At 46.3% G+C, this 25,384-nt stretch carries 14 protein-coding genes and 1 tRNA gene; 3 read left to right on the top strand and 12 right to left on the bottom strand.

The features are described 5' to 3' along the window. Positions 1-2: 2 nt before the first annotated feature. The 5 genes from nusG to rplS all read right to left on the bottom strand — a co-directional run bounded on the left by nusG (position 3) and on the right by rplS (position 1,793). Positions 3-641 (bottom strand): transcription termination/antitermination protein NusG, encoded by a 639-nt coding sequence (gene nusG / locus Q5691_RS21270; protein WP_333070762.1) that lies wholly within the window; start codon positions 639-641, stop codon positions 3-5. Continuing rightward, positions 638-871, bottom strand: a complete 234-nt coding sequence (secE, locus tag Q5691_RS21265) for a preprotein translocase subunit SecE (RefSeq protein ID WP_172186534.1) — start codon at positions 869-871, stop codon at positions 638-640. The genes nusG and secE overlap by 4 nt, the downstream gene beginning before the upstream one ends. Positions 872-1,022: 151 nt before the next feature. Continuing rightward, positions 1,023-1,232: a hypothetical protein gene (locus Q5691_RS21260; RefSeq protein ID WP_333209416.1), complete on the bottom strand. Its 210-nt coding sequence runs from the start codon at positions 1,230-1,232 to the stop codon at positions 1,023-1,025. Continuing rightward, positions 1,203-1,275: transfer RNA gene (locus tag Q5691_RS21255), tRNA-Trp, on the bottom strand. The genes Q5691_RS21260 and Q5691_RS21255 overlap by 30 nt, the downstream gene beginning before the upstream one ends. 134 nt (positions 1,276-1,409) lie before the next feature. Beyond that, positions 1,410-1,793, bottom strand: coding sequence for a 50S ribosomal protein L19 (gene rplS, locus Q5691_RS21250; protein ID WP_006635591.1), 384 nt, complete (start codon positions 1,791-1,793; stop codon positions 1,410-1,412). A gap of 40 nt (positions 1,794-1,833) precedes the next feature. Here rplS and Q5691_RS21245 point away from each other — a divergent pair, with 40 nt between their 5' ends. After that, positions 1,834-3,261 (top strand): inorganic phosphate transporter, encoded by a 1,428-nt coding sequence (locus tag Q5691_RS21245; protein ID WP_445305842.1) that lies wholly within the window; start codon positions 1,834-1,836, stop codon positions 3,259-3,261. Positions 3,262-3,478: 217 nt separating this feature from the next. Here the strand turns inward: Q5691_RS21245 and Q5691_RS21240 are convergent, their stop codons facing one another. The 4 genes from Q5691_RS21240 to Q5691_RS21225 form a co-directional block, all read right to left on the bottom strand. Then, positions 3,479-7,582, bottom strand: a complete 4,104-nt coding sequence (locus Q5691_RS21240) for an amino acid adenylation domain-containing protein (RefSeq protein ID WP_333346830.1) — start codon at positions 7,580-7,582, stop codon at positions 3,479-3,481. A gap of 92 nt (positions 7,583-7,674) precedes the next feature. Continuing rightward, the gene (locus tag Q5691_RS21235) at positions 7,675-8,277 is read right to left on the bottom strand and encodes a HEPN domain-containing protein (RefSeq protein ID WP_333346827.1); all 603 of its coding nucleotides are present in this window, start codon (positions 8,275-8,277) and stop codon (positions 7,675-7,677) included. A gap of 9 nt (positions 8,278-8,286) precedes the next feature. Beyond that, entirely contained in the window at positions 8,287-9,321 is a 1,035-nt protein-coding gene (locus Q5691_RS21230; RefSeq protein WP_333346825.1) for a ParA family protein, read from the bottom strand. Positions 9,322-9,357: 36 nt separating this feature from the next. Continuing rightward, entirely contained in the window at positions 9,358-14,172 is a 4,815-nt protein-coding gene (locus Q5691_RS21225; protein ID WP_333346822.1) for an amino acid adenylation domain-containing protein, read from the bottom strand. A gap of 154 nt (positions 14,173-14,326) precedes the next feature. Here Q5691_RS21225 and Q5691_RS21220 point away from each other — a divergent pair, with 154 nt between their 5' ends. Beyond that, positions 14,327-15,436 (top strand): alpha/beta hydrolase, encoded by a 1,110-nt coding sequence (locus tag Q5691_RS21220; RefSeq protein WP_333346819.1) that lies wholly within the window; start codon positions 14,327-14,329, stop codon positions 15,434-15,436. Positions 15,437-15,584: 148 nt separating this feature from the next. Here the strand turns inward: Q5691_RS21220 and Q5691_RS21215 are convergent, their stop codons facing one another. After that, positions 15,585-18,920 (bottom strand): amino acid adenylation domain-containing protein, encoded by a 3,336-nt coding sequence (locus tag Q5691_RS21215; protein WP_333346816.1) that lies wholly within the window; start codon positions 18,918-18,920, stop codon positions 15,585-15,587. A gap of 536 nt (positions 18,921-19,456) precedes the next feature. On the opposite strand from Q5691_RS21215, the gene Q5691_RS21210 reads away from it, so the two are divergent. Beyond that, positions 19,457-21,232 (top strand): EamA family transporter, encoded by a 1,776-nt coding sequence (locus Q5691_RS21210; RefSeq protein WP_333209432.1) that lies wholly within the window; start codon positions 19,457-19,459, stop codon positions 21,230-21,232. Between the two features lie 163 nt (positions 21,233-21,395). On the opposite strand, the gene Q5691_RS21205 is transcribed toward Q5691_RS21210, so the two are convergent. Next, positions 21,396-23,390, bottom strand: coding sequence for a bifunctional serine/threonine-protein kinase/formylglycine-generating enzyme family protein (locus Q5691_RS21205; protein ID WP_333346814.1), 1,995 nt, complete (start codon positions 23,388-23,390; stop codon positions 21,396-21,398). A gap of 1,503 nt (positions 23,391-24,893) precedes the next feature. Beyond that, positions 24,894-25,384, bottom strand: a 491-nt coding sequence (locus Q5691_RS21200) for a hypothetical protein (protein ID WP_333346811.1), incomplete at its 5' end; no start/stop codon positions are given.

The following is a 25,384-nucleotide window of genomic DNA, read 5'->3' as shown; positions in this document are numbered from 1 at the left end:
AGTTAGTTCTGTTTCTGAACCTGATTGAACTCCAATTCTACAGGCGTATCGCGCCCAAAAATCGAGAGTAAAACTTTGAGCTTGTTTCGTTCCGGGCTAACTTCAATCACATCACCTTCAAAATCCTTAAACGGCCCGGAAAGTACCACAACGTGGTCTCCAGTAGACATCGATACTTTGACAACTGGTTCTGATTCCTGAGCGTTTCTGAAGATCCGTTCTACTTCCGAATGACTCAGAGGTAGCGGTTTGACGTGACCCCTGCCGCGCCCGTAGCGGCGTTTCTGCTCTGCCCCGACAAAATTAATTACATTCGGGGTATTCTTGATCACCTGCCACGTATCCTCGTCCATAAACATACGGATGAGTACGTAGCCGGGAAAGATTTTTTCATCTGACTGCCGCCTGGAACCGTCTTTGCCGACTTTGATTGCCGGAGTTTGCGGAATTTCTACTTGAACGATGCGATCGGCAACATCCAAAGTTTGAATCCGCTGCTGCAAGTTTGCCTTCACGCGCTTTTCGCAGCCAGAGGCAACTTGAACAGCATACCAGCGAGCATCAATCTCCGGCACCTCTGGCGATGCTGCCTGTCCCGTCGCTTCTGTGGAATACTCAGATTCTTCTGATGCAAAAGTCATGGCCCAAACACCTTTCCCGCGCCCCAGTTAAAGAAATTATCCACCAAATAGATCAGGCTTGCTGAGAGGATTACCATCAAAAGCACGGCCAAAGACTCGCTGATTAGCTGCTGCCTGCTGGGCCAAACCACTTTGTCGAGTTCTTCTCTAGTTTCCTTAAAAAAACCCGCAGGGTTAAACCCAGGCGCCGTTATTTCTTGAGTTTCTTGAGCTTCGTCTTTTTTTGCCACGATTCAATCCCCCTTGCGATTTTAGATTTTAGATTTTAGATTTTAGATGGTGTGAGTGGCCCGCGGCTCTCAGATTTTGTGACACTAACCACTTACGCCCAAGTCCCAAATCTCCAATCTAAAGCCACGACTTTTTTACAAGCCCAACCTATCAACTGTGTAACTGCCGATCGCCGAAACCGATGATCGAGAAGCCACACCGAGCATTTGTTGATGGCATTTTTTGCGAACCGCCCACAAAAATTAATTCTACCCGAAAGTTTGCGGTTTTGACTGTTGCCAGCCAATAATCCGGGCGCTTTCGGGCAGAATTTAATGTTTGGTGATTCAGCGCGCCCTGGAGGACTTGAACCCCCGACATCAGGTTTTGGAGACCTGCGTTCTACCAACTGAACTAAGAGCGCACAGGTGAGGTTGCTGAAATTCGCTTAACCTCTAGATTTCTATTTTAACACAGTGCGCTCGTAAATGGGAAACTTTTTTTTGATTTTTTTTAATTTCCCACGAATCATGAACCAAGGGGAAGCTGGGTGCATTCCTACAGGGAGCGATCGAACCGCTGTTTGACGCGAGTAGCTTTGCCCACCCGATCGCGCAGGTAGTAAAGTTTTGCTCTGCGGACTTTCCCGCGGCGCATCACTTGGATAGTAGCGATGCGGGGCGAGTGAATCAAAAACACCCGTTCCACTCCGACGCCCTGAAACACACGACGGACGGTGATTGTTTCATTAATCCCGCCGTTACGCATGGCAATCACAGTCCCTTCGTAGGGCTGAACCCGTTCTTTGTTACCCTCTTTAATTCTGACGCCGACTCGCACTGTGTCGCCGACGTAAATTTCGGGGAGAACTTTGCTGAGTTCTACCTTGACTCTATTTATTTCTTCCGTTTCGATAGAACGGATTATTTCTGCGCCTTTCATCGGATTTACCAAAACTCACAATCCCTTATCATATATCGAAATGCCCGTTTTATGTCAAAAAAATTCTATGTTAGATACCTCCGGGGTCGTATTTCTGCAACTAGGGGCAATGGCCGCACTGGCCTTGTACGTCGCCGCCAACTTGGGGGCCAACGATGTCGCTAACTCGATGGGGACATCCGTAGGCTCTAAGGCTCTAACGCTGCGGCAGGCAATAATCGTTGCAGGCATACTGGAGTTTTCCGGCGCAGTGCTGTTCGGCCAAGGAGTTTCCGAAACTCTGGCAACAGGAGTTGTGAATGCACAAGTATTCGCGGCTCAACCACAAGTATTTTTAATCGGGATGGTGTCAGTGCTGATTGCTTGCGGGATATGGCTGCAAATCGCTACCAGTCGAGGTTTGCCGGTTTCTTCATCCCATGCAGTGGTAGGCGCGATCGCGGGTTTTAGCTGTGTTGCAGCCGGAATTAATGCAGTTGATTGGCGAACCATCGGCACCATCTCCCTAACATGGGTGGCGACACCTGTTGCTAGCGGTGCTTTAGCCGCACTATTTTACAGTGTGGTGAAGTATTCGATTCTCGATCGACCAGATCCTCTATCTCAAATGCGCGAGTGGATACCTTGGCTGAGTGCAGCAATGCTGAGCGTATTTGGGATAATTGTACTGCCGTCTGTTGTGAATGTCGCTTTGGTGCAGACAGGGGCGATCGCCGCCGCGCACGATCGATTTGGCTGGAATCTTCCAACTCACGATATTGTCATTGGCATCGCGGCAATAGCTGCGATCGCCTTGACACTCAATAGCTGGAAAAAATTAGAATCAGTTGAGAAGGAAGAAGGTTCGGCAGCGGATTTTGTAACGGATGTAACGGATGCAAGGAATAAGAAAGAGGGAATATTTTCCCACTCTCCCACTCTCCCCCTCTCCCCCTCTCCCCCTCCCCGCCACTCTCCCATCGAGCAACAAATGGCGAGATTTCAAGTCTTAAGCGCCTGTTTTGTAGCATTTTCCCACGGTTCCAACGACGTAGGAAATGCAGTTGCTCCCCTAGCTGCGATCGCCTACATCCGGCGCACAGGTTCCTTTCCTTCAGGGGATTTCAGCGTTCCCCTGTGGATTTTAGTCCTCGGAGGCGCAGGAATAGTCATCGGTTTAACCATCTGGGGCAAAAATGTAATAGCCACAGTCGGCGAAAAAATCATCGAACTCCAACCAAGCGGCGGATTTTGCGCGGAATTAGCCACAGCCACCACAGTCTTGCTAGCATCCCGCTTCGGTTTGCCAGTTTCCACATCCCACGCTTTAGTGGGTGCAGTTGTCGGAGTCGGGCTGATCAAAGCTTGGAAAACAGTACGCTTGGAAACTTTGCTGTCAATTGGTTCGGCTTGGCTGGTGACAATTCCGATCGCAGCAGGTTTGGGTGCTATCATCTTCAGCATCGCGCAATCCATTGGGCAGTTTTAGATTTTAGATTTTAGATGGATGGTGCAACCGGAATTGATAGAATTCATCTGCGTTAATCTGTGTTTATCTGCCCTCATCTGCGGTTTTAAAAAGAGAATGTAAACCGCAGATGACAATGGATGGAGGCTGATTCACGCAGATAAAGATCAGATTCAGGACGAATAGCGCTTTCGCACATCAATCCCGGTTGCAGCGCACAAGTAAGCCAAACGGCCACTCAATCACTTAATTCCTTCTCCAAGCAATGCTTTAGCTTTTGAGCCAGCACCTCAACGTTGGGCTTTCTCAGCATAGTCAGGTGATTCCCAGGAATTCTAATCACCTCTACTTTTTGGGCCGTTAATTCGCTCCAGCCAAGAGTCGGATCTTGATGACTCATGCTTAGCTGTTCCCTCGATCTAAACAGAGTAATCCGCTGCGGATAAATTTTCGGTACATAGCTAAGAGTTGCTTGACTATTAGCCTGAAATACAGTAAACATCGAAGGAATTGCCAGCTCGCGCCAGCTCCGTTCTTTTGACTCCTGAGATAGGATGCTAACCAGAACGGCTTGTTTCCAATTCCAGCGCTGCCAAAAATTAGCTACTAGATTAAGCATCTTATTTAATTTAGGAAACCTTGCCGCAATACCGCCACTTTGAACATTTTCCGCAGCAGCCACCAAGCGAAAATAATCTACTACAAAAGGCCAGATAGAGCGCGAAACAGTAGTCAGAATAAACTTGCAACCGTCCCAAAAAGAAGGTTTGTTAGCAGAAACGGGCGCTAAAGTATCCAGCACAGCAAGTAAAGCCACTTCATCCCCCGCTGCGAGCAACTGTTGAGCCATCTCAAAAGCAACCAAACCTCCAAAAGACCAGCCTCCTAAAAAATAAGGCCCTTTTGGTTGAACGGTACGCAAGGCTGCGATGTAGTCAGCCGCCATGTCTTCAATGCTAGTTAACGGAGAACTTTCGCCGTCAATACCCTTTGGTTGCAGCCCGTAAAACGGTTGATTTTTTCCTAGCTGAAACGCTAACTCGACATAAGGAAATACGACGCCAAAGATGGGATGGACGCAGAAAAATGGGGGATTTTTACCGCGAGGCTTAATTGCAACTAAAGGCGACCATTCCAGAGAATTTGTTTCTGAAGATAGCCAATCTGCTAAACCTTCAATTGTCGGATTTAAAAAAAGAGCAGACAGCGGCAACTCGCGCTCAAATTGCTGATTAATCTCATTGATGAGGCGGATTGCCAGCAGGGAATCTCCACCCAAATCGAAGAAGTTATCGCGAATGCCAACGCACTCTGCGTTGAGGATTGTGGCCCAAATGTGGGCGAGGGTTGACTCGGTTGGTGTGCGAGGTGCAAGGCAGCTTTTATCTATTGAATTGCTAGTTATAGTTCCGGGTGCAGGTAGGCGCAGGCGGTCAATTTTGCCATTGGGAGTTAGGGGCAGAAAATCCATCGCCACAAAAGCACTGGGAATCATGTAATTGGGCAGTTGTTGTTTGAGGAAATTGCGTATTTCCACAGGATTAATTGTCTGATTGTGATTGGGGACGATATAAGCAACTAGGCGTTTGTTGCCAGACAAATCATCCACAGCAACCGCCGCTGTTTCTTTGACTGCTGGATGCTGAACCACCAGCGCTTCAATCTCTCCCAATTCTATTCGATAACCGCGAATTTTTACCTGTTCGTCAGTGCGGCCTAAAAACTCAATATTGCCGTCGGGAAAATAGCGAGCTAAGTCACCAGTTTTATAAATTCGTTCTCCTGCTTTCTGGCTAAACGGATTAGCAATAAATCTCTGGGCGGTTAATTCGGGGCGGTTCAGGTAGCCTCGCGCCAATCCGCTGCCCCCGATGTACAATTCACCGGGAATTCCAACGGGTACAGGCTGTAAATTTTTATCTAAAATATAGAGTTGAGTGTTAGCTATTGGGCGGCCGATGGGCGGTTTTTTGCGCTCGCCAATTTCGGCCAAACTTGACCAGACTGTCGCTTCTGTAGGGCCGTAAGCGTTAAAAAATCTGCGCCCAGAAGCCCAGCGTTTAACAACATCGGGGGAACAGGATTCGCCAGCACAGATGATTGTTTGCAGTGCGGAAAGTTTGGCGTTTGGAAGGACAGCTAGCAGCGAGGGCGGGAGGGTAGCGTGGGTAATAGCATTGTCCTGCAAAAATTGGATTAATGTTTGTCCTGGCAACAAAGATTCTTTCTTGGCACAGTAAAGTGTTGATCCGGTTCCCAATGCCATGACAATCTCAAAAATTGAGGCATCAAAACTCAGAGAGGCAAATTGCAAAATGCGGTGATTTGAGTTTAAGTTAAAAGCTTCTTTTTGAGCTAGTGCTAAGTTGTATAGTCCCCGATGTTCGATTAGAACGCCTTTGGGTTTTCCGGTTGAACCAGATGTGTAAATGACGTAGGCTAGGTTTTCGGGTAGGATATTTGTAGTTGGGTTTTCTGGGCTTTGTTGGACGATAATTTCTCTGTCGGAGTCCAAGCACACTACTGAAAAAACTCCGTAATTTTCCGGCTGCGTCAAGTTTTGGGCTAAGTGCTGCTGAGTTACCAAAATCGACACCTGAGTATCTTCTAACATGAAGTTAAGGCGCTCTTGAGGATAAGTTGGATCTAAAGGCAGGTAGGCTGCGCCTGCTTTGATAATGCCTAGCAATCCGACGATCGCATCTAAGGAACGTTCTACACAAAGGCCCACTAAAACTTCTGGTGCTGCTCCCAATTGCTGCAAGTAACGTGCAAGTTGGTTGGCTCGGCTGTTGAGTTGGCGGTAAGTTAACTGCTGGTTTTCAAAGACGGCGGCTACAGCATCGGGCTCACGCGCGACTCGCTCTTCAAATAGCTGATGGAAACACTGGTTTTGCGGATAATCTCTCTGAGTGTCATTCCAATCGATTAATAATTGCTGGTATTCTGGCGCTGTCAGCAAAGGCAAGTCGCTGAGGCGGTGTTTGGGATTGGCAACAATGGCTTCGAGCAGCGTTTGGAAATGTCCCGCCATCCGCGCAATTGTGGCGCTATCAAATAAGTCTGTGCTGTAGACAAATTGCCCTCGAATACTTCCTGCATTTTCCCACAAGTGGCACTCTAAATCTAGCTTGGCGGTTCCTGCGTCAAAGTCGATCGCCTCTCCAGCGATTCCCGGCAATTCCAGCGCTGCTACAGGAGTGTTTTGCAGGCTAAAACTAACTTGAAATAGGGGGTTGCGGCTCAATTCGCGATCGGGGTGTAATTCCTCAACCAACTTCTCGAAGGGCAAATCTTGGTGGGCGTAGGCTGCCATTGCGACGTTTTTTACCCGATGCAATAGTTCCCGAAAAGTTGGATTTCCTGATAAATCTGCACGCAGCACCAAACTGTTGACAAAAAAACCGATTAATGATTCAATTTCGCTCAGGTTGCGATTGGCGATCGGCGTTCCTACTGCAATATCTACTTGTCCTGTATAGCGGTACAGCAAAGTTTGAAAAGCGGTTAGTAGAGTGATAAATAAAGTCGCGCTTTCTTGCTGGCTCAATGACTTTAGCGCCTCGGTCAAAGCAGGTGATAGTGTTATAAATTGTTTAGCGCCGCGGTAGGATGGAACGGCTGGTCTTTGCCTGTCTGTCGGTAGATTGAGTGTGGTAATTCCGTTTAACTGCTGCCGCCAATAAGCTAACTGGGTTTCTAATACTTCGCCCTGCAACCATTGGTGCTGCCACTCTGCAAAGTCGGCGTACTGTACGGGCAGTGCTGGTAAGTGCGAGATCCCATTTTTTACAAATGCTGTGTAGAGCGTTCCCAGCTCTCGAATTAACACTCCAATCGACCAACCATCAGCCACAATATGATGTAAATTCAGCAACAATATATGTTCTGTTTCACTGAGCTTTAGGAGCGTTACTTTGAATAACGGCCCGGCGCCTAAATCGAAAGGGCATTGCGCTGCATCGGTTGCGAGTTGCAGCGCTGCGGTTTCCTGCTGAGTTGGCGAGAGATTTTGTAAGTCGATTGTGGGGAGGGATACGGTTAAAATGGGAGCAATAATTTGTACGAGTTCCCCTTCCAAAAGCGTAAAAGTGGTGCGTAAAGTTTCGTGCCGCTGCACAATTTCGTTGAAGGTTTGCTCTAAGGATCTTAAGTTGAGGGAACCTGTTAAGCGGAGCGCTGTTGAGACATTGTAGAAAGGATTGCCTGGTGCTAATTGATTGAGGAACCAAAGCCGCTGCTGAGCAAATGAGGCCGGGAAGACGAAAACTTCTGTTTCTTCGGGAAGATTAAGCTTTTCTTCACCAGCCGGGAGGGAATTGTCGGAAAGATACTGAGTCATATCAAATTATCAGGCAAGCCTCAAAGGAAAGCGCGTACAAAGTAGCCTACAAATATTACATAGAGAAGATTTCATCTCTTTGATTAAAATCTTTACCAAGGCAATACTAGACTATAACTCGTTTCGATATGCTGCTTCATGCCGAGGTCGGTAACATTCACAAGATGTGTAAAAAACACATCAACATCGTCTATCGCTTTAGCCGTAAGCCGAACTTTTCCGGTTGCTGTTTGAGTCCAAGAAAGTGCGGGAATAGCAAAACCATGTGCAAAACTGTGCCGCACTCTTAAAATCTCATTTAGCTTTTGCCGAACGGCTAATCCGCTCAGGCTTCTTGCAGACCAAATCCAATCGCCAATAGGATCGTAACCAGTGTTTTGAATCAGAAGGTTTCGCGTGTTCTCCGCGTTTGGTGTATTAAATCTTTCAAGTGCGCGTTCCGCCGCATCTCTAGCAATAGAATGTACGGCATGAAATTTGGGATCTAAAGGATTTGCAGTTGCAGCGAAAAAATTGCGAACGAGTTCGTTTATGTAAGCATCCCATACAGCAACAAATGCAGCTAGAGCGGAGTGATAATAGACTTGAGTTTGGCTGCGCGATATTGGTTGCAAGCGCGGATCGGTAGCTGTTTCGCGAAGTGTTCTAGCCGTGTAGGACGCGGTTTTGTACTTCAATGCTGCTGGTGACGGCACGGCGATTTCCTAAAGACAATTCACGAACTGTTCGAGTGCATCCCCGTATCTTTTCAGTGGCTCTGGATTCAATTGCACCCGCTCACCTGCGATCTTCTTTGGACCAGGTTTTAACTTATGTAAGGGTGTACCAGTTGTAGCAGCGACAACACAGGCACTGTGATAATCGGGGATTTCAATAAAGGTGTTACTTGGGGATTCTTTGGGGTTTGCAAAAATATGACGATGATTCCTGTATATATCATCCATCGTCTGCTTAATAGTTTTATTTACAGCTTTAAATGCCTTGCTCGCTTCTCCTTCGTACATAGTCATCCGGTTGCTCACGAATGTATGTAACTTTGGTACAGGTACACCATCTTCCTTGGCACGTTTTGCAAAGCTGATTCGTGCGTATGCTGCTGTATGTGGATCGCTTAGACCATAGAGAAGTGCAACGACATTCTCTATGGCACGACGCGAACTGTCATCGGCTGTAAATGGCACAACAACGCCTTCTGCCGCAACTAAAGCAAGCTGTGTATAAATTGCAAAACTAGGGTTACAGTCAATGACGAAGAGGGTGTCTCGGTCGCCACTTAGTTTGCGGAGAGCAACTGTCAGATCCTGTACCCAAGTTAGCACCTGTTTCCAAGCATCAATGGGTATCGAAAGTTGGGATGTCTGTCGGATTGCTTCAGAGATTATTTCGAGGAGATTGTCCCCACATACGAGCCTCAAATTTTCTGGTATGTTCGGATTGAATTCTTTAGGTGCACACAGGTAGGGTGATACGTCGTCAATCATTCTAAAAGGGGAGTTCAGGCGTGCTTCAAGGTATCCCGCTACCGTCGCACGCGGAGTCTTACTGTTCAAAGAACCTATTGCCTCTGCGCTAGTGCGATACCCACCAAATAGAGTTTCTGAAACATTAGCTTGCGGACATAGATCAATTACGTAGACATCTGTATCGGGGTGACGGTAAGCATATTCACAAGCAGCGACAAAGCAAAGGAAGCTCTTGCCGACGCCGCCTTTATTGTTCCAGAAAGCGTATGAACTCATTGGGTGTATTTTTTTAAAAGGACAATAGAGTTTTCATTATCTATCTTTGCTTTCTTGGTTGAGGGATGATAATTTGAGCCTGCGGCTCTCGCGAGAGACGGGAACTAAGGCTGGTACTTTAATTTTAGCATCGCTCTCTTTCAAACTCTCAACAATCTTAGATAATTCTGAAATTGTCGGCGCTTCAAAAACCCGGCGCAAAGGCAACTCTACCCCGAAAGCATCTCGCACTCTAGAAACAAGCTGAGTCGCCAGCAGCGAATGGCCTCCTAATTCAAAGAAATTGTCCTGGATACCCACTCGCTTTATCCCCAAAACCTCAGCCCAAATTTTCACTAAAACTTCCTCAATAGAAGTCTGAGGCGCAACATAACCGCCAGCCCATTCTAACTTAATCGGCTCCGGTGCAGGCAAAGCGAGCCGATCGACCTTTCCGTTAGCCGTCATCGGTAGCGACTCCAGCACCACAAAAGCCGACGGAACCATATATTCCGGCAGTTTTTCTGCTAGATAAGCCTGCAACTGTGGCACTAATTTACGCGCTGCTTTAGCTTGTAAGGGATTGTTAGCATAAGAGCGCCAAGGACGCAAGCTATCGCTTCGGGTTTCTGGCACAAAATCTCTGGTTTCGCCACTTGCAAACACTACATCGTAGCGCCCTTCACTGTCGGAATTAGACCAACTAATATTAACATTATACGGAACTTCCAAAGCATACCACGCTTCGGGATCGACTCCTAAATCCTCGACTTTTTCCACGGCTTTCTGCAACTGACCTGCTGTTGGAAATTTATCGACAACAGACAGCAATTCTGCCGCTTTCACCGCAGCAGTTACCCGCGCATTAGACACATTAGCAATTCTTAAAACATCGAGTTGATTTTGCAATAATATTTGTTGCACATTGGTAACAGTCAGATTCTGATTTTCATCCAACCAATCCAGCCGTTTTTCTGCGCCCCACTCCCCTTTTGGCGATGATTTTGGGCGTGCTGTTTCAGAGGCAATATGCAAAATAGCATTGTACCGAAAATCAGTTAACTCATTGCGATCGCTACCGCGAATTAATTGAATTTTTACGCCGCCAATCTGCGGAAAGCGGTGCTTTAATGCGCTAAAAAAATCTGGTTCAATAACTAACTCTGTTTCTTGAAAAATTTGCATTTGTACTCGCTGCTGCAACTGTTCGCCCGCGAGAGAAGGTTCGGCTTGATACAGTTGTACCGAAGCGTGAAAAGCTGCCAGCAACGGCAAGCTGCGGACATCTCCGATGAATATAAAGCCGCCGGGAGCAGTTGCTTTCACCGCACCTTCTAGCACCTGCACGAGATAGTCGATAGTCGGGAAATATTGCACGACAGAGTTGAGAATCACCGCGTCAAAAGCTGCTGTCTCTACTCCTTCAAAGTCAGTCGCCATTTTCTGAAGCAGCGTTACATTAGTTAACTCTTGATTTGCCAAGTGCTGCTGAATATAGTTTAGCGAAATAGGTGAAAAGTCGGTGCCGCAATATTGAGTGCAGCGAGGCGCAATTTGGAACAGCAACAAACCTGTGCCGCAGCCAATTTCTAACACTCGGCTGGGTTGCAAAGCTAAAATTTGGGCGGCTTGATTGTTCGCCCAGTCGCGTATCTGTTCTGCTGGGATTGGCTGATTAGTATAACTGCTATTCCAGCCGACAATATTAAATGTTGGATCTGAGTCAACAGCAGGTTGATTGTAAGTTTCATTGTAGAGAATTTGCCACTGCAAAACCTGTTCGTCCTGCAATTGCATTATTTGGTTTTTTTCGCGGGCAACGCTATATTCTGCATTCAGGGCAATATAAGCTACTAAACGTTTATCTCCCTGTCCATCTTCCGAAGCTGTTGCTACAGTTTGCTGCACCGCCGGATGTTGAATTAATAGTGTCTCGATTTCTCCTAATTCGATGCGGAAACCGCGAATTTTTACTTGTTCGTCAATGCGTCCTAAAAATTCCAGGTTGCGATCGCCTCTGTAGCGCACTAAGTCGCCGGTTTTGTAAATTCGCTCTCCTGAATTTGGTTTAAAAGGATTGACAATAAATCGTTCTGCGGTTAAATCTGGGCGGTTGAGGTAGCCGCGAGCGAGTCCGTTTCCGCCGATGTACAATTCGCCAACAACGCCGATCGCCACTGGCTGCAAATATTTGTCTAATATGTAGATTTGAGTGTTAGCAATGGGGCGGCCAATTGTCGGGGCGATGTCTGTTTGCTCGGTTACAGGAACATAACCGGAAGTTGTGACGACGGTGTTCTCGGTTGGGCCGTAATTATTTACTAGCTTAAATGGATGGGATTTTAAAGGATGTTGTTGCAGTTTTTCGCCGCCTGCGAGCAAGATTCGCAACGCTGTTGTTTGAGGCCAATCTAATAGCAAAACTTTCTCGGCTAAAGGTGTTGGCAAAAAGCTAATGGTAATTGCTTTTGATACTAACCAGTTTTGCAGTTTTTCAGGATCTCGCCTGATGTCATCTTCTGGAAAGTAGATGCTAGCTCCGGCGGCGAGATAAGGCCAAATTTCCCACCCGCAAGCATCAAAGCCGATCGCAGCAATTTGCGTTGCTCGATCGCCCGCTGACACCCCAAACTCTCTTTGATGCCAAAAAACGAGATTTAACAAGCTCCAGTGCTCAATTTCAACTCCTTTCGGCTTTCCCGTGGAGCCGGAGGTGTAAATCGCGTAAACCAGATTTTCGGCTGTCGCTGCGCTGGTGGGATTGTCGGCGCTTTCTTGGGAAATCATCTCCCAGTCTGTGTCTAAACAAACTATCTGTACATTGGGCGAGCGCAAATTCTCTACCCATTGCTGCTGAGTTAACACAACAGATAATTGAGCATCTTTTAGCATAAAGCTCGATCGCTCAGCAGGATAGCTCGGATCTAAAATTAAGTAAGCTCCTCCCGCTTTCAGGATACCCAACATCCCCACAATCAGATCGAGCGATCGCCCGCAGCAAAGCCCGACTAAAACTTCCGCTCCAACCCCCATTTTTTGCAGATAACGTGCTAGTTGGTTGCTGCGGAGATTTAGCTCTCGATAGGTGACTCGCTCCTCTCCAAATACCAGCGCCACCGCATCCGGTGTTCGATCTGCCTGCATTTCAAATATCTGATGGATGCACAAATCTTGCGGATAATCTGCCTGAGTATTGTTGCATTCAACTAACAAATGATAGCGCTCTTTGGCGCTCAAATATTCCAAGTTTGCTATGCGCTGTTCGGGATTTGTGACAATGCTTTCTAACAAGGTTTGAAAATGCCCGATCAGGCGGGTAATCGTAGCTTCATCAAATAAATCAGCACTGTAAATAACCATGCCGCTAATACCCTCCGAGCTATCAACCCACAGCTTATTGCTGGGCGATTGGTTGCTTCCCGAGCTGTTGGGCGATCGCTCCCACAAATGAAACTCCAAATCAAACCGCGCTGTACCCACATCTAACTGCTGCGGGCTGAGTGTTAATTCTGGCAATTCTAACTGATTCCCCGGCGCGTTTTGCAGCGCAAACGCTACCTGAAATAAGGGATTTTGGTTCAACGCGCGATCGGGGTGCAGTTCTTCTACTAACTTCTCAAACGGCAAATCTTGGTGAGCGTAAGCTCCTAATGCTACGTCTTTGACTCGGTTTAAAAGTTCCCGAAAAGTTGGATTTCCCGACAAATCTGTACGCAACACCAAACTGTTGACAAAAAAACCGATTAATGCTTCAATTTCACTGCGGTTGCGATTGGCGATCGGCGAACCTACAACAATATCTTCTTGCTGGGCGTAATGGTAAAGCAACGTTTTAAAAGCTGCCAGCATTGTCATAAACAGCGTCACTCCTTCGCGCTGGCTCAACGTTTCTAAAGCCTCGCTCAGTTGTTTGGGCAGTTGCAAAAAATGCCTTTTGCCTCGGTAACTTTGAATTGCTGGTCTCGGTCGATCCGCAGGCAAATTTAGCATAGAAATGCCGTTTAACTGCTGCCGCCAGTAAGCAAGCTGCGTTTCTAAAACTTCCCCTTGCAGCCATTCGCGCTGCCATTTTGCAAAATCAGCATACTGGATCGACAAAGCCGGTAAAGGCGAAGGTTTTTCGCTAGCAAATGCCGTGTAAAGTGCGCCTAATTCCTGAATTAGCACTCCGATAGACCAACCATCGGAGACAATGTGGTGCATATTCAGCATTAGTAAATATTCGGCATCATCTAACTGCAATAAGGTGACTCGCAGCAACAAGTCATTAGACAAATTGAAAGAGCGTTGAGCTTCCTCAGCGGTAAGCCTGTTTGCTTCAGTTTGTCGAGATTCCTTTGGCAAGTTTCGCAAGTCCACTACATTAATCGGGAGGTGGAAAGCAGCAGCTATTCTCTGAACAGGTTGCCCCGAAACTACTGCTAAAGTCGTGCGTAAAGCTTCGTGGCGGCGCACAATTTCATTGAAGGTTTGTTGCAGCGCCGAAAAATTGAGCGAACCTGTCAAACGCAAGGCTGCGGGAACATTATAAAAAGGATTGTTCGGGACTAATTGGTCGAGAAACCACAAGCGCTGCTGTGCAAAGGAAAGCGGTAGATTTCCGTCCCGCCCCATAGGAACAATCGGTGTAGGAGTGAAACTAGAAGTACGATTAGCTGCTTTTAAAAATGAAATAATTTCGGTTTTTTTATGAGAAATTTTGGCCCGTAGTTCTGGTGTAAGAATTCCTTCTGGAGCGTTGCAGCGCAGGATCTCGCCCTCAACAAAAATATTAATATCTAGACTGCGAAGGTAAGATAAAAACTCAACTAACTCCACCCTGACAGAATCTCTGGCATTTGGCGATGAACTCGATATTTTTGGATCGGGCATTTTGAGTCATCCTGTCATTACTTGGGCAAATCAATAAATTAAATTCCACCAGCGCACAAGTTAAGAGCTTAACTTACCGCTTGCTTACTGTGGCCTAACCTGAGTATGATTCTGTGTGAATCCGCAACCCAAATTCTACCCAAGGTTTCAGCTTATGCCGTTCATGCCCTTCAATTTCCTGTTCCTATGGCTGGTAGGACTGCTGTCCATCGGGGTACTTGGCGGAGGTATATACATTATTTACGAATTGTACATCGGCGAACTTGTAGGGATTTCCTACTTAGTCAGCGGAGTCTTGATGGTTCTTTGGTCTGTTGGCGGCCGCTTTATCAGTTTGCCGCTGTTCCGCCGCCCCGGTGCTGACGAACCCAAGCCGACGCGGACGGGTACGGTGCAGCGGGTAGAGAGGCCTGATGGCACTATTTTACAAGTAGAATTCTACGGCCCAGAGGACGGACAGCCGATTATTCTCTCCCATGGTTGGGGGCCGAACAGTATGGTTTGGTATTACGTGAAACGACAACTAAGCGATCGCTTCCGAGTGATTGTTTGGGATCTTCCAGGTCTGGGAAAATCCACTCGACCAAAAAACAGCGACTACTCCCTAGAAAAATTTGCCCGCGATCTCGAAGCCGTCATTGCCATAGCAGGAACTAAACCTGTTATCCTACTCGGACACAGCATGGGCGGCATGATTTCTCTAACATTCAGTCGGCTTTTCCCAGAACTTCTCGGTAGTCGAGTAGCTGGTTTAATTCTGGTAGGTACGACTTATACTAATCCTCTCAAAACGGCTATTTTTAGCGGTTTATGGCGCGCTTTGCAGAAGCCGCTGCTTCAACCTCTGCTCTACCTCACCATAGCTCTTGAACCCATTATGTGGGGAATGACTTGGCTGAGCTATCTCAATGGTTCACTGTACATTAGTGTAGAAGTATCGGGATTTAAAGGCACTGAAACGCGCGGTCAATTAGATTTCTCAGCTTTCTTATCAGCCTTGGGTTCTCCCGGCGTTCTCGCTTACGGCACACTGGGAATGCTCAAATTTGAGGAAACAAAAACTTTGCCATCAATTGACATTCCTGTGTTGGTGATCTGCGGCGATTCAGATATCGCCACTACCCCCCCAGCTAGCCTGCGAATGAAAGCAGAATTACCTCAAGCAGAGCTAGTTACTCTAAAGCGAGGAGGACACATGGCATTAATCGAGCATAACCAGCAGTTTGCAGATGCTGTCAGGGCATTCTGCACTGAAATTTCGTGACTAAAAATGTGAGTTAAAACTGAGATATTTCAGCATTCTCAAGAACAGGCAAGATGCCTGTTCCACAAGACATTAAGTTTTTTGTGGGGTGGGCGTCCCGCCCGCCCTTGAAAAACTATTACACAGCACCGATTTATTTGCGCCAACCTCAAAATTCCACATCTTCGCGCTCATTTTCGTCAGTTATGGGAGTATCCAAACCTTTCGCAGCCCAGCGCATTGTTTCAATGTATTTTGCTAGACTCGCCACAGTCGGGGCCTCAAACAAATTGCTAACAGGTAACTCGATTTGCAAAGCGTCTCGGATGCGAGAAATCAACTGAGTTGCTAGCAGGGAATGCCCACCTAGCTCAAAGAAATTATCGTAGATACTAACCTGCTGTTTTCCCAAAACTTTAGCCCAAATTTTCCCGATCGCCTTTTCGAGATCAGTCCGAGGCGCTACATAATTTTCTGTTAGATCCTCGCTGTCTGTATCTATATCAGGCAAGGCGCGGCGGTCTACTTTGCCATTAGGCGTCAGTGGCATATTCTCCAACACTGCATAAGTTGCAGGAACCATATATCCTGGTAACTTTTCTTTCAAAAATTGGCGCAAGTTACTTGACTTTAGATTGGGATTTTCTAATTTTTCATTAATGCCGTCAGGAATAACATAAGCTACCAAATGTTTATCGTCGGGGATGTCTTCCCTCACAATTACTACTGCTTCGCGCACTTGTGGATGCTGGCACAAAGCCGCTTCAATTTCTCCCAGTTCGATGCGGTAGCCGCGAATTTTTACTTGGTCGTCAACGCGACCTAAAAACTCGATGTTGCCGTCAACCCAATAGCGACCTAAATCACCTGTTTTATAAAGGCTAGAACCAGATTTATTGCTAAAAGGATTAGGAATGAATGCAGCAGCAGTTAAATCAGGCTGGTTGAGGTAGCCTTTCGCTAGTCCGTCACCGCCGACGTACAATTGGCCTATAACACCGATCGCCACTGGCTGCAAATCCGCATCGAGGAGATAAATCTGCGTGTTGGCGATCGGGCGGCCGATGGGGATAGATGTTGCGGTTTCGGGTACGTCTTGCACGCAATAATAAGCCGAAAATGTGGTATTTTCTGTAGGCCCGTAAACGTGAATTAATTTAGTGCTTGGCTTTTGTTTAAGAAGTTTTTTAACCCATCTCATATCGACCGCTTCTCCGCCAAACAGCAAGCAGCGCAGCGAATCAAAAGCTTGCGGTAAAACTCTAGCAATTTGTTGAAATAAGGCAGTTGTTAAAAACAAAACAGTGATGCCTTGTTGGCGCAGTTCTAATGCTAAATCGTGAGGCGAAAGGGTAATATTTGTGCTAATTCCCACGAGTTGAGCGCCGTTAAGCAAGGCTCCCCAAATCTCGAATGTGGCTGCATCGAATGAAGCGTTTGATGCTTGGGCAATTTTATCGGTAGGTTCTATTTTTATATAGTTGGTGTTGAGTACCAGCCGATTTACTGCTTTGTGGGTGACAGCAACTCCCTTGGGTTTTCCTGTTGAGCCAGATGTGTAAATAACGTAAGCTAGGTTGTCTGCTGTTACGGTGTTGGCGGGATTTTCGGCGCTTTCTTTGGCTATGTCTTCCCAGTCGCGATCGAAGTAAATCACCGAGTTTGAGAAGTCTCGGAAATTCTCAATCAATTTATCTTGAATTAGCAAGACTTTAACTTGAGCATCTTCCAGCATCAAGTTTAGCCGATCGCGCGGATAGCTCGGATCTAACGGTAGGTAAGCTCCTCCCGCTTTCAGTATAGCCAACATCCCGACAATTAGGTCGATCGATCGCTCTGCACAAAGCCCCACTAAAACCTCCGCCCCCACGCCCAGTTTTTGTAGGTAGCGCGCCAGTTGGTTGCTGCGACTGTTGAGTTCTCTGTAAGTGAGGTGCTGGCTGTCGAAAGTTAGGGCGACATCCTCCAGATGCTGCCGGGCTCGCTCTTCAAATAACTGATGAATGCACTTATTTTGAGGATAATCTGTCCGAGTATCGTTCCATTCTCTGAATAATTGATTCACTTCATCCTCGCTCAATAAAGGTAAGTTAGCGATTCTTTGTTCTGGATTAGCAACAATGCTTTCCAGCAGCGTTTTAAAATGCCTCAGCATTCGGGCGATCGTAACTTCATCAAATAAATCCGTATTGTACACAGCTAAGCCTCGGAGACCTTCCGAATCTTTCCACTGTTCGCCGTATCTGTTCCTAAACTTATCCGAAGCTTCCCACAAATGCAGCTCTAAATCAAAGCGGGTTGTTAGAGTCTCTAAATGAAAAGAACTCAACTTTAATTCTGGCAATTCTAGCTCGTCCACCGGCCCATTTTGCAGACCAAATACCACCTGAAACAGGGGGTGGCGGTTCAACGATCGCTCTGGGTGCAATTCCTCGACTAGCTTCTCAAAAGGCAAATCTTGGTGAGCATAAGCTCCCAGGGTTACTTCCCGCACCCGGCCCAAAAAATCTCGAAATGTCGGGTTTCCCGAACAGTCTGTTCGCAGCACTAAAGTGTTGACAAAAAAACCGATTAATGCTTCGATTTCGCTGCGGTTGCGATTGGCGATCGGCGAACCTACCACAATATCTTCTTGCTGCGAGTAACGGTAAAGCAATGTTTGAAATGCTGCGAGCAGTGTCATAAATAAAGTCGCTCCTTCTCGCTGCGAGAGTGCTACAAGTGCGTCCTTCAAGTTTTTTGACAGTTCTAAATATTGAGTTTTTCCGCGATAATTTTGCCTAGCTGGTGCAGGGCGATCGGTGGGCAAATTTAATGCCGAAATCCCGTGTAATTGCTGCCGCCAATAAGCTAGCTGGTTTTCTAATACTTCACCTTGCAGCCATTCGCGCTGCCACTCGGCAAAGTCGGCATATTGAAGTGATAATTCTGGGAGGGGAGATGGCTGTTGATTTATAAACGCTGTATAGATAGCCTCCAGTTCTCGAATTAGCACACCGATCGACCAATCATCGGAGGCTATGTGGTGCATATTTAGCAAGAGAATATGCTCGCTTTCTGTCAGCCGCAGGATGGTTACTCGCATCAGTGGCCCGGTGGATAAATTGAAAGGGCGAAGAGATTCTGCTGCGGAGAGTTTCTTTGCTTCTGTTTCCCGTTGTTCTGGCGGTAAATCTTGCAACTCTAATATTTTTAAATTAGTCTTGAAAGCGGCAGAGATGATCTGCACTGGTTGACCTGATACCGCTGCAAAAGTTGTTCGCAAAGTTTCGTGGCGCTGCACTATTTCGTTGAAGGTTTTCTCTAACGCTGTTAAGTTGAGGGAACCAGTTAAGCGCAGTGCGGTTACTACATTATAGAAAGGGTTTTCCGGTGCGAATTGGTCGAAAAACCACAAGCGCTGCTGGGCAAATGATGCCGGAAAGACAAACACTTCGGCTTCTGAGGAAATATTCAGTTTTTGTCGATCGCTTGTAAAGGAATTGTCATAAATTTCGGATGCCATATCTGTTGCTCTTGGGGGATGGGATATGTTAATTTTTTGATGGCGCGGGGTTGCTTTTTGACGTGCGATCGCCTCTTAAAACTTTCGCGAGCAAAAGATCGGAACCTTTAATATAATAAATCCGGGTGCAGGAGTGCGGGAGAGACGCGGGGAATAGAAACGGGGTTTCTGCCTGCAGGATCAAGTTATCCATTGAGGGGCTAGGAGTGCCACCCCCCAATCAAATTTAGTCGCGGAACGGGCTCTTAGGCTTGTGATTCGGGTGCAATCGGGTGAGTTAGATGCGAGAAATTCCGGGAGCAATCCGTAGAGAGGTCAAGGTGTAGTATGATTTCTAATTGCACAAAGTGTTCTTGGGGCGATTCCCTGCCGGATAGCTTTGCTTCACGCAATTTTCTCACATTTGTAGCTTAGCGACTACTATTGATTCAACAGTGTTCGCAATCTTTTAGATCAATTCACTAGAACTTGCGACCTAATTTGTCACAATACTTAAGAACACTGAACGTGCAGTTTAAATTAGAGGTTATAGGCTAATGGCGCAGCGGAACGTATACTCGTCAAAGGGCGAGCCAGAGGATGCACAATCAGCAGAAGAAGTCCTTCACTCAGTAATGCAAGAACTGGACGCTTTGCATGAAAATGTCAAAGGCCAGTTAAATCAAGACATTACTCGGCTGCAAACTGAAAAAAATCACCTGATTGAAGATATTGAAGACCTCCGGGAGCAATATCGCAAATTGCAGTCTCAGCAAATGGAATCTCTATCTGGGCGATACATTCAGCAGCAGCAATTGTGGCTGAAGCAGTTGGCTCAAGTTTTGGCTCACAATTTGCAGGATTTGTTGGTGCAGCGGTTCAACGAACTCAGCGCTAATTCGGGAAATTCTCTCAGCAGCCCTATTCCCAGTGGCGAGTTCCCGATACCCTTACCGCCGAGCAACTACGACGAACGCGCCTCGCAGTTACTGGCGGCGCTGGATGAAAGGATCGATCGCAGTTTCCAGATGCTGGAACAAGATTTAACCAGTTACGAAAGCGAGCTTTCTGTGCGGCTCAACAACATGAAAACCCTGGAACTGCAAGGGGAAGAGCTGTTACAAAATCTCGTAAACCGCATCAGGGAAGAACTCGAAGAAGAAGAATATCTTGAGAATCCTTTCGATGCTCAAGATTCCTATGTCGAGGAATCAAATAATTCTGTTAATTCTGTCCGCCCGCAATTTCTGCAGCCAACACCTGCGGATGCGCCGCGGGAACCCGTGCCACAGCCTTCTTCAGTCTCCTCTCCAGCAACCGCTAAACCAGGTTCTCAAGTACAGACAGGTTTGGTGCTGGCGTTGTCTTCGGCTGTTGTATTGTCGCTGTTTAATGTTTGTTTAAGAATTTTGATTAAAGCCAAAAATCCTCGGGTGGTTTTTGGGTTGTTTGAATTTCCGGGGGTGGTGACTCCAGGTTTTGGAAATTCTTTGTTGATTTTGTTGATGCGGCTGATCGTGGTGATGGCTTTGATGCCTATATTGGCAACATTTCTGTATCCTTCTGTGTGGAAAGATATTAGGCGGTTGTTCGAGTCGGGCGATCGAGCTTTGTGGAGTAAGGTTTTAGGAAGCGCATTTTTTCTGTTTTTGTCTCAGGTTTTGATTTATTTGGCGATCGGCAATATTCCAGCGGGGATTGCGATTACGATTTTCTTTATTTATCCGATCGTCACCGTACTAGGTTCTTGGATATTGTTTGGCTCTCGCCCTAGCAAAGTCGGCTTTTTCGCGATCGTCGGGATTACCGCAGGTCTGATTTTAGCTGGGTGGCCGAGTTTTGCTGCCCCAGCTCCGGGCGGCGGCAATGTGGGAGTGGGAGTCGCAGCAGCACTGGCTTCTGGGATTACCTTTGCAGGTTACGTATTGCTGACCCAAATGGCCGCGGGCAAGCTGCACCCAATTCCTTTTAGTTTAGTTAATTTCGCCGCGATTTTTGTCTTTTCCTCCCTGAGTTTGTGGGTGCCGCTGTCGGACAATTTTTCTCCTAAAATCGACCAAAATGTTTGGCCTGGTTTGATTATCGGAGGCGTTATTTTAGGGGTGCTGACGCTGTTTAGCTATCTTTTGAATAATTTTGCTATCCGGTTCGCGGGGGCAGCCTTAGCGTCAGTAATTGGCACTTTGGGGCCGGCAATGACCGCACTCTTCGGTTTTCTAATTATCAATGAGAAGTTGCAGCCTGTGGCAATTCTCGGCATGGCTGTGGTGACGTTGAGCGTGGCTGCTATGAGTGTGGAACGCATAGTCGCTCCTCAAAAGAAGGCTAGTTAAGGCAAGAATTTGGGCGATCGGCCATTCCAAAACCCGGTTTATTGAATAAACCGGGTTTCTCTATGCGGGCACAATATCAATAGACTTATTGCATAAATCTTTGATTGATAGGGAAACCGTAGAGGGATTTCAAGATAGGAGAAGGAATGCCTACAATTGGAGTCTAAACAACAGAAATAACCACTCGAAAACCCACAATACTAGCCTTACAATCCGGCTGATATCTGAGGCGGCACGCGCTGCGACAATTCGGAGGATGATCGTTCCAAGAACCCCCCCGCAACAACCTCAGCGAAGACTCCCCGTCAGACTCCCAAACGCTACCGTCAGCAGGCGCACCGTTATAATTATTGTGCCAAGAATCCGCGCACCATTCCCAGACATTTCCGTGGAAATCGTACAATCCGAAAGCATTGGGTTTAAAACTACCAACATCTGTCGTTTGAAAGCGATACACTCCCTTCGGTGCGTCAGCGTAATGAGAATTTCCGTTGTAATTGGCTAACTCGCTGGTAATCGTTTCCCCAAAGTGAAACGGCCCCGTAGTTTTCCCCCGGCAAGCATATTCCCATTGGGCTTCGCTAGGCAAGCGATAATTCTTACCAGTTTTGCGAGAAAGTCGATCGCAAAACTCCACAGCCTCGTACCAAGATACATTTTCTACAGGTCGATTTGCACCTTTAAAACGGGCAGCATCGGGATTGAGAAATATTTTAATTTCTGGCAGCGCCGCCACTGCTGTCCACTGGGTCTGAGTGACTGGAAATTTGCTAATATAGAAAGAGCCTAAAGTTACTGGGTGCTGGGGTTTTTCGTCGCTGTCACCCCGATTTTTTGGGGAACCCATGAGGAAAGTACCGCCAGGAACAGATACCATTTCCAGCACTGTACTGCTACCAAGATGTTCTTCAAAAAAACGCGCTTTGCCGCTGTTAACATTAGTTTGCTTCCCGCGCTTGTCTACTGTCACAAACTGAAAGTCAAAAGTGCTTTTGACAGCAGCAATTCTCTGCGATGCCTTGTTCGGAGGCGGGTTGGCGCTGAATTTTTCCCTGGGATTGACAGAGAGATTGCTATTGATTTGCCCGCTTTGATTGAGCGAGAGATTGATAGCAAGTTGTCCTTGTTTTGTCAGAAAAGAATTTATAGCAAGTTGTCCTCCATTAACACAATGGGGTTGGGGAGGTAAAGAATAGAGATTTAAAGCTTTGATCACTTCATCAGCAGATTGATATCTATTTTTGAGATAATCTTGAATTAATTTGTCTAAAACATTTGCCAAGTCGCTGGTAATGTTTGTGCCTGCTGGCAACCGTTCTCTCCACATCCAGCCGCCGTTGATCGGGTCATAAAGGTCATCGGAACCGTCAATTTTTGGCAAACATTGAGTTAGCAGTCTCAGGCAAGTTATTCCCAAACTGTACAAATCGCTTCCGGGGAAAACTTGACCGCGCATTTGTTCTACAGGCGAATATCCGGGCGTTCCTACCGTCGTGCCTACTTTGCTCATCAGGGAGCCCGTCACTTGTTTGGAAATACCGAAATCTATCAAAACCAACTCTCCTCGCCCGCCCCTTCGGAAAGGTGAATTCCGAAAATTTCCCGCCTTTGGCAGGGAGGAACTAACAGAGGTGCGGCGCCGCATGATATTCTCAAGTTTGATGTCTCGGTGAATGACATGGCGATCGTGCACAAATTTCAGAATCGGCAAAATATCTGCCAACAACTGCCAAATTTTTTCTTCGCTAAAAACACCCTGCTGAGTTAATTCTGCTAGTAAAGTTTGCCCCTCAATCAACTCTTGTACTAAATAAAGTCGCTTGTCTTGTTCAAAATAAGCAATTAATCGAGGAATTTGGGGATGTTCGCCGAGTTCGTAAAGTCGTTTCGCTTCTTCTTTAAACAATTGTGCGGCTTTTTCAAGTGCTGAGGTTCCTTGAAATTGGGGTACAAACTGCTTGATTACGCAGGGATCGTCCATGCGATCCGTATCTACCGCTTCATAAGTTCTGCCAAATCCCCCTTCGCCCAACAGTCGAATCACGCGGTAGCGGTTTCTGAAGAGAGGCGTGAGGTCGGACTTGCCGCAACTTTGACAAAATTTAGAGTTGTCGGGATTGAAAGGATGAGAACACCTGGGATTAGAACAGTAGAACATATCTGGGAAGAAATGATCCGGTTAAGGTTATGATATATCTTTTTGGCTTGCTCAAGGAAGACTAACAATTCATAATTAATTATTGACAATTGACGGTAGGGAGGGCATTACCCCCCGCTTGTGTAGCCCCAAGGGAGAAAGTAGAAGGCAGAATTTAAAACGTCAATTAATCCAAAGAAAGCGATTTGAGGGCAAAAAGTGCCAGCCCGATCGCCCGATTTTACCAACCCGCTTACCGCCGATATTCGTCTGGGGAGCTTGGTAATTGCTTTACAGGGGCCAGTATAGTACAACTTGGCGATCGCCCAACCAAAAAGCGATCGCACTCAAAGAACTATCGCACTAGAAACTAAGAAGGCAATTCCATCGATTCATCGGGGCGTAAGAGTTATACAAGCTCGATTGCCCTTAAATGCGATCGGGGTAATTTCAACCTAAGATGTCATATTTATGCTGCTTTTTAAACCAATTTGCGAGTCCCGCTAAATAACTTTATTCTTGAATACTTTGACTACTAAAATGAGTAATAAAAACAGACCACAGCAGGATACTGACACTATTGTTTCGGTGATATTTGGTGATATGAATATGATAAATCCCTGATCTTTAATCAAGGCAGAAAAGCTTGAGACACAAAATGGCATGATATATAACCTGAATGTCTGCCAATGATCTCTTTTGCCTTTACTAGAAGAAACACTTAGCATCAGACCCGTACCGATTACAGCACTTATACCAATTGAATTAATCCATATCTTAACCGAAGGATCAAAATGAAAACAAACTACTACAACATACCAAATGAGATAGCACCAGAGAATAGCTTTATCTAATTTGATTTCGTAAAGATATTTAATCAACCCTTTCATAGCTCTAGAAATGATTTTATTTTTTCATTTTTATTAATAAATACAACCAGGAAAATTGAAGAATTATTAGGGAGGGATAGCCAAAGACCATTATAGCTAGATAAAGCGGTTATTTTTAGCTTAAAATCATGTTGCTTAAAGATGTTGCAGAGTGCTTTGCCAGCAACATATTTCATAGAGATAACTCAATTAACTGTTTCTCCGGCGCAAGTTCATTTTTTTGACTGGCGACTTCAAACCAACCCTGAACAGCATCTTTCAGCATCTCTAACAATCGGTTTTTAACTTTTTGATGTAGGTGGAAATCTGGGGATCTGAGGCACTTTTTCCCGAGGCTTCGCCAACGGTTGCTAGCGCAAACGTGCTGCTGAGAACGGCAACGATGAGGAAGGTTGCAAACTGTCGTTGGGGATGTGCCATCATCGCTTTGGTCGGGTAGAGGCTCGGTTTTTGAGCTGCGGCGGTGTCTTGTCGCTATAGGTAAATGGTAGCCCTCTGCGGCTCTTTAATCTCTCCTCCAACCATTTGGGTTTCTCGCTAAACGAGATCGGTGCCATGCTGACAGAAGGATGCGTTCTCATCCCCTAATGGCGCTCAGTCCTGGGAGGACATCTTCGATCGCATTTTCAAAGGCTCATTCGGAAGTTCTTTTTGATGTCATTCTATCGATCTTTTTACGAAGATAATAAACAACAACCTGACAAAATGGCTCTAGTTCTCCTCCATTATCGCCATTCCACTTGCGTAGTTCTTTTCGTATATCTGCATCAGAGGGTTGTTTTTGAATCAATCCTTTGCGAAAGGCTTTTAATACTGCTTGACGATTACCAACCAACGCCTTTTCATTCAAATTCAAGACTTCATTGATTTCTTTATCGAATTGGCGATCATTTGATACAACTTTACCGTCTGCCAAGAAACGTATTTTACCTTCGACGTTATGAGATGGATCGGCAGGGTTAAAAGTTAGATCGAGATTTCCTTTTTTTGTGTCACAGTGCTGTTTATCTTTGTTTTGCCCTTTTCCTCCTCGACAAGCCCCAAGGAGATTAAGTAGGTCGGCGCAAAAAAACCGAACTATGTTAAGATAAGTAAACAAAGAGAATATATCTACTGAGGTAACTA

It is taken from the genome of Microcoleus sp. w1-18aA5, from assembly GCF_036701705.1.
In the GTDB taxonomy this organism is placed as follows: Bacteria; Cyanobacteriota; Cyanobacteriia; order Cyanobacteriales; family Microcoleaceae; genus Microcoleus.
The sequence above is the reverse complement of the archived record's forward strand: the minus strand, read 5'-3'. Positions and strand labels throughout refer to the sequence as shown.

Excerpts from the sequence above, each read along its gene's own strand:
- nusG (WP_333070762.1), bottom strand. The coding sequence starts at position 641 with ATGACTTTTGCATCAGAAGAATCTGAGTATTCCACAGAAGCGACGGGA.
- Q5691_RS21260 (WP_333209416.1), bottom strand. The coding sequence starts at position 1,232 with ATGTCGGGGGTTCAAGTCCTCCAGGGCGCGCTGAATCACCAAACATTA.
- rplS (WP_006635591.1), bottom strand. The coding sequence starts at position 1,793 with ATGAAAGGCGCAGAAATAATCCGTTCTATCGAAACGGAAGAAATAAAT.
- Q5691_RS21245 (WP_445305842.1), top strand. The coding sequence starts at position 1,834 with ATGCCCGTTTTATGTCAAAAAAATTCTATGTTAGATACCTCCGGGGTC.
- Q5691_RS21240 (WP_333346830.1), bottom strand. The coding sequence starts at position 7,582 with ATGACTCAGTATCTTTCCGACAATTCCCTCCCGGCTGGTGAAGAAAAG.
- Q5691_RS21230 (WP_333346825.1), bottom strand. The coding sequence starts at position 9,321 with ATGAGTTCATACGCTTTCTGGAACAATAAAGGCGGCGTCGGCAAGAGC.
- Q5691_RS21225 (WP_333346822.1), bottom strand. The coding sequence starts at position 14,172 with ATGCCCGATCCAAAAATATCGAGTTCATCGCCAAATGCCAGAGATTCT.
- Q5691_RS21220 (WP_333346819.1), top strand. The coding sequence starts at position 14,327 with ATGCCGTTCATGCCCTTCAATTTCCTGTTCCTATGGCTGGTAGGACTG.
- Q5691_RS21215 (WP_333346816.1), bottom strand. The coding sequence starts at position 18,920 with ATGGCATCCGAAATTTATGACAATTCCTTTACAAGCGATCGACAAAAA.
- Q5691_RS21210 (WP_333209432.1), top strand. The coding sequence starts at position 19,457 with ATGGCGCAGCGGAACGTATACTCGTCAAAGGGCGAGCCAGAGGATGCA.
- Q5691_RS21205 (WP_333346814.1), bottom strand. The coding sequence starts at position 23,390 with ATGTTCTACTGTTCTAATCCCAGGTGTTCTCATCCTTTCAATCCCGAC.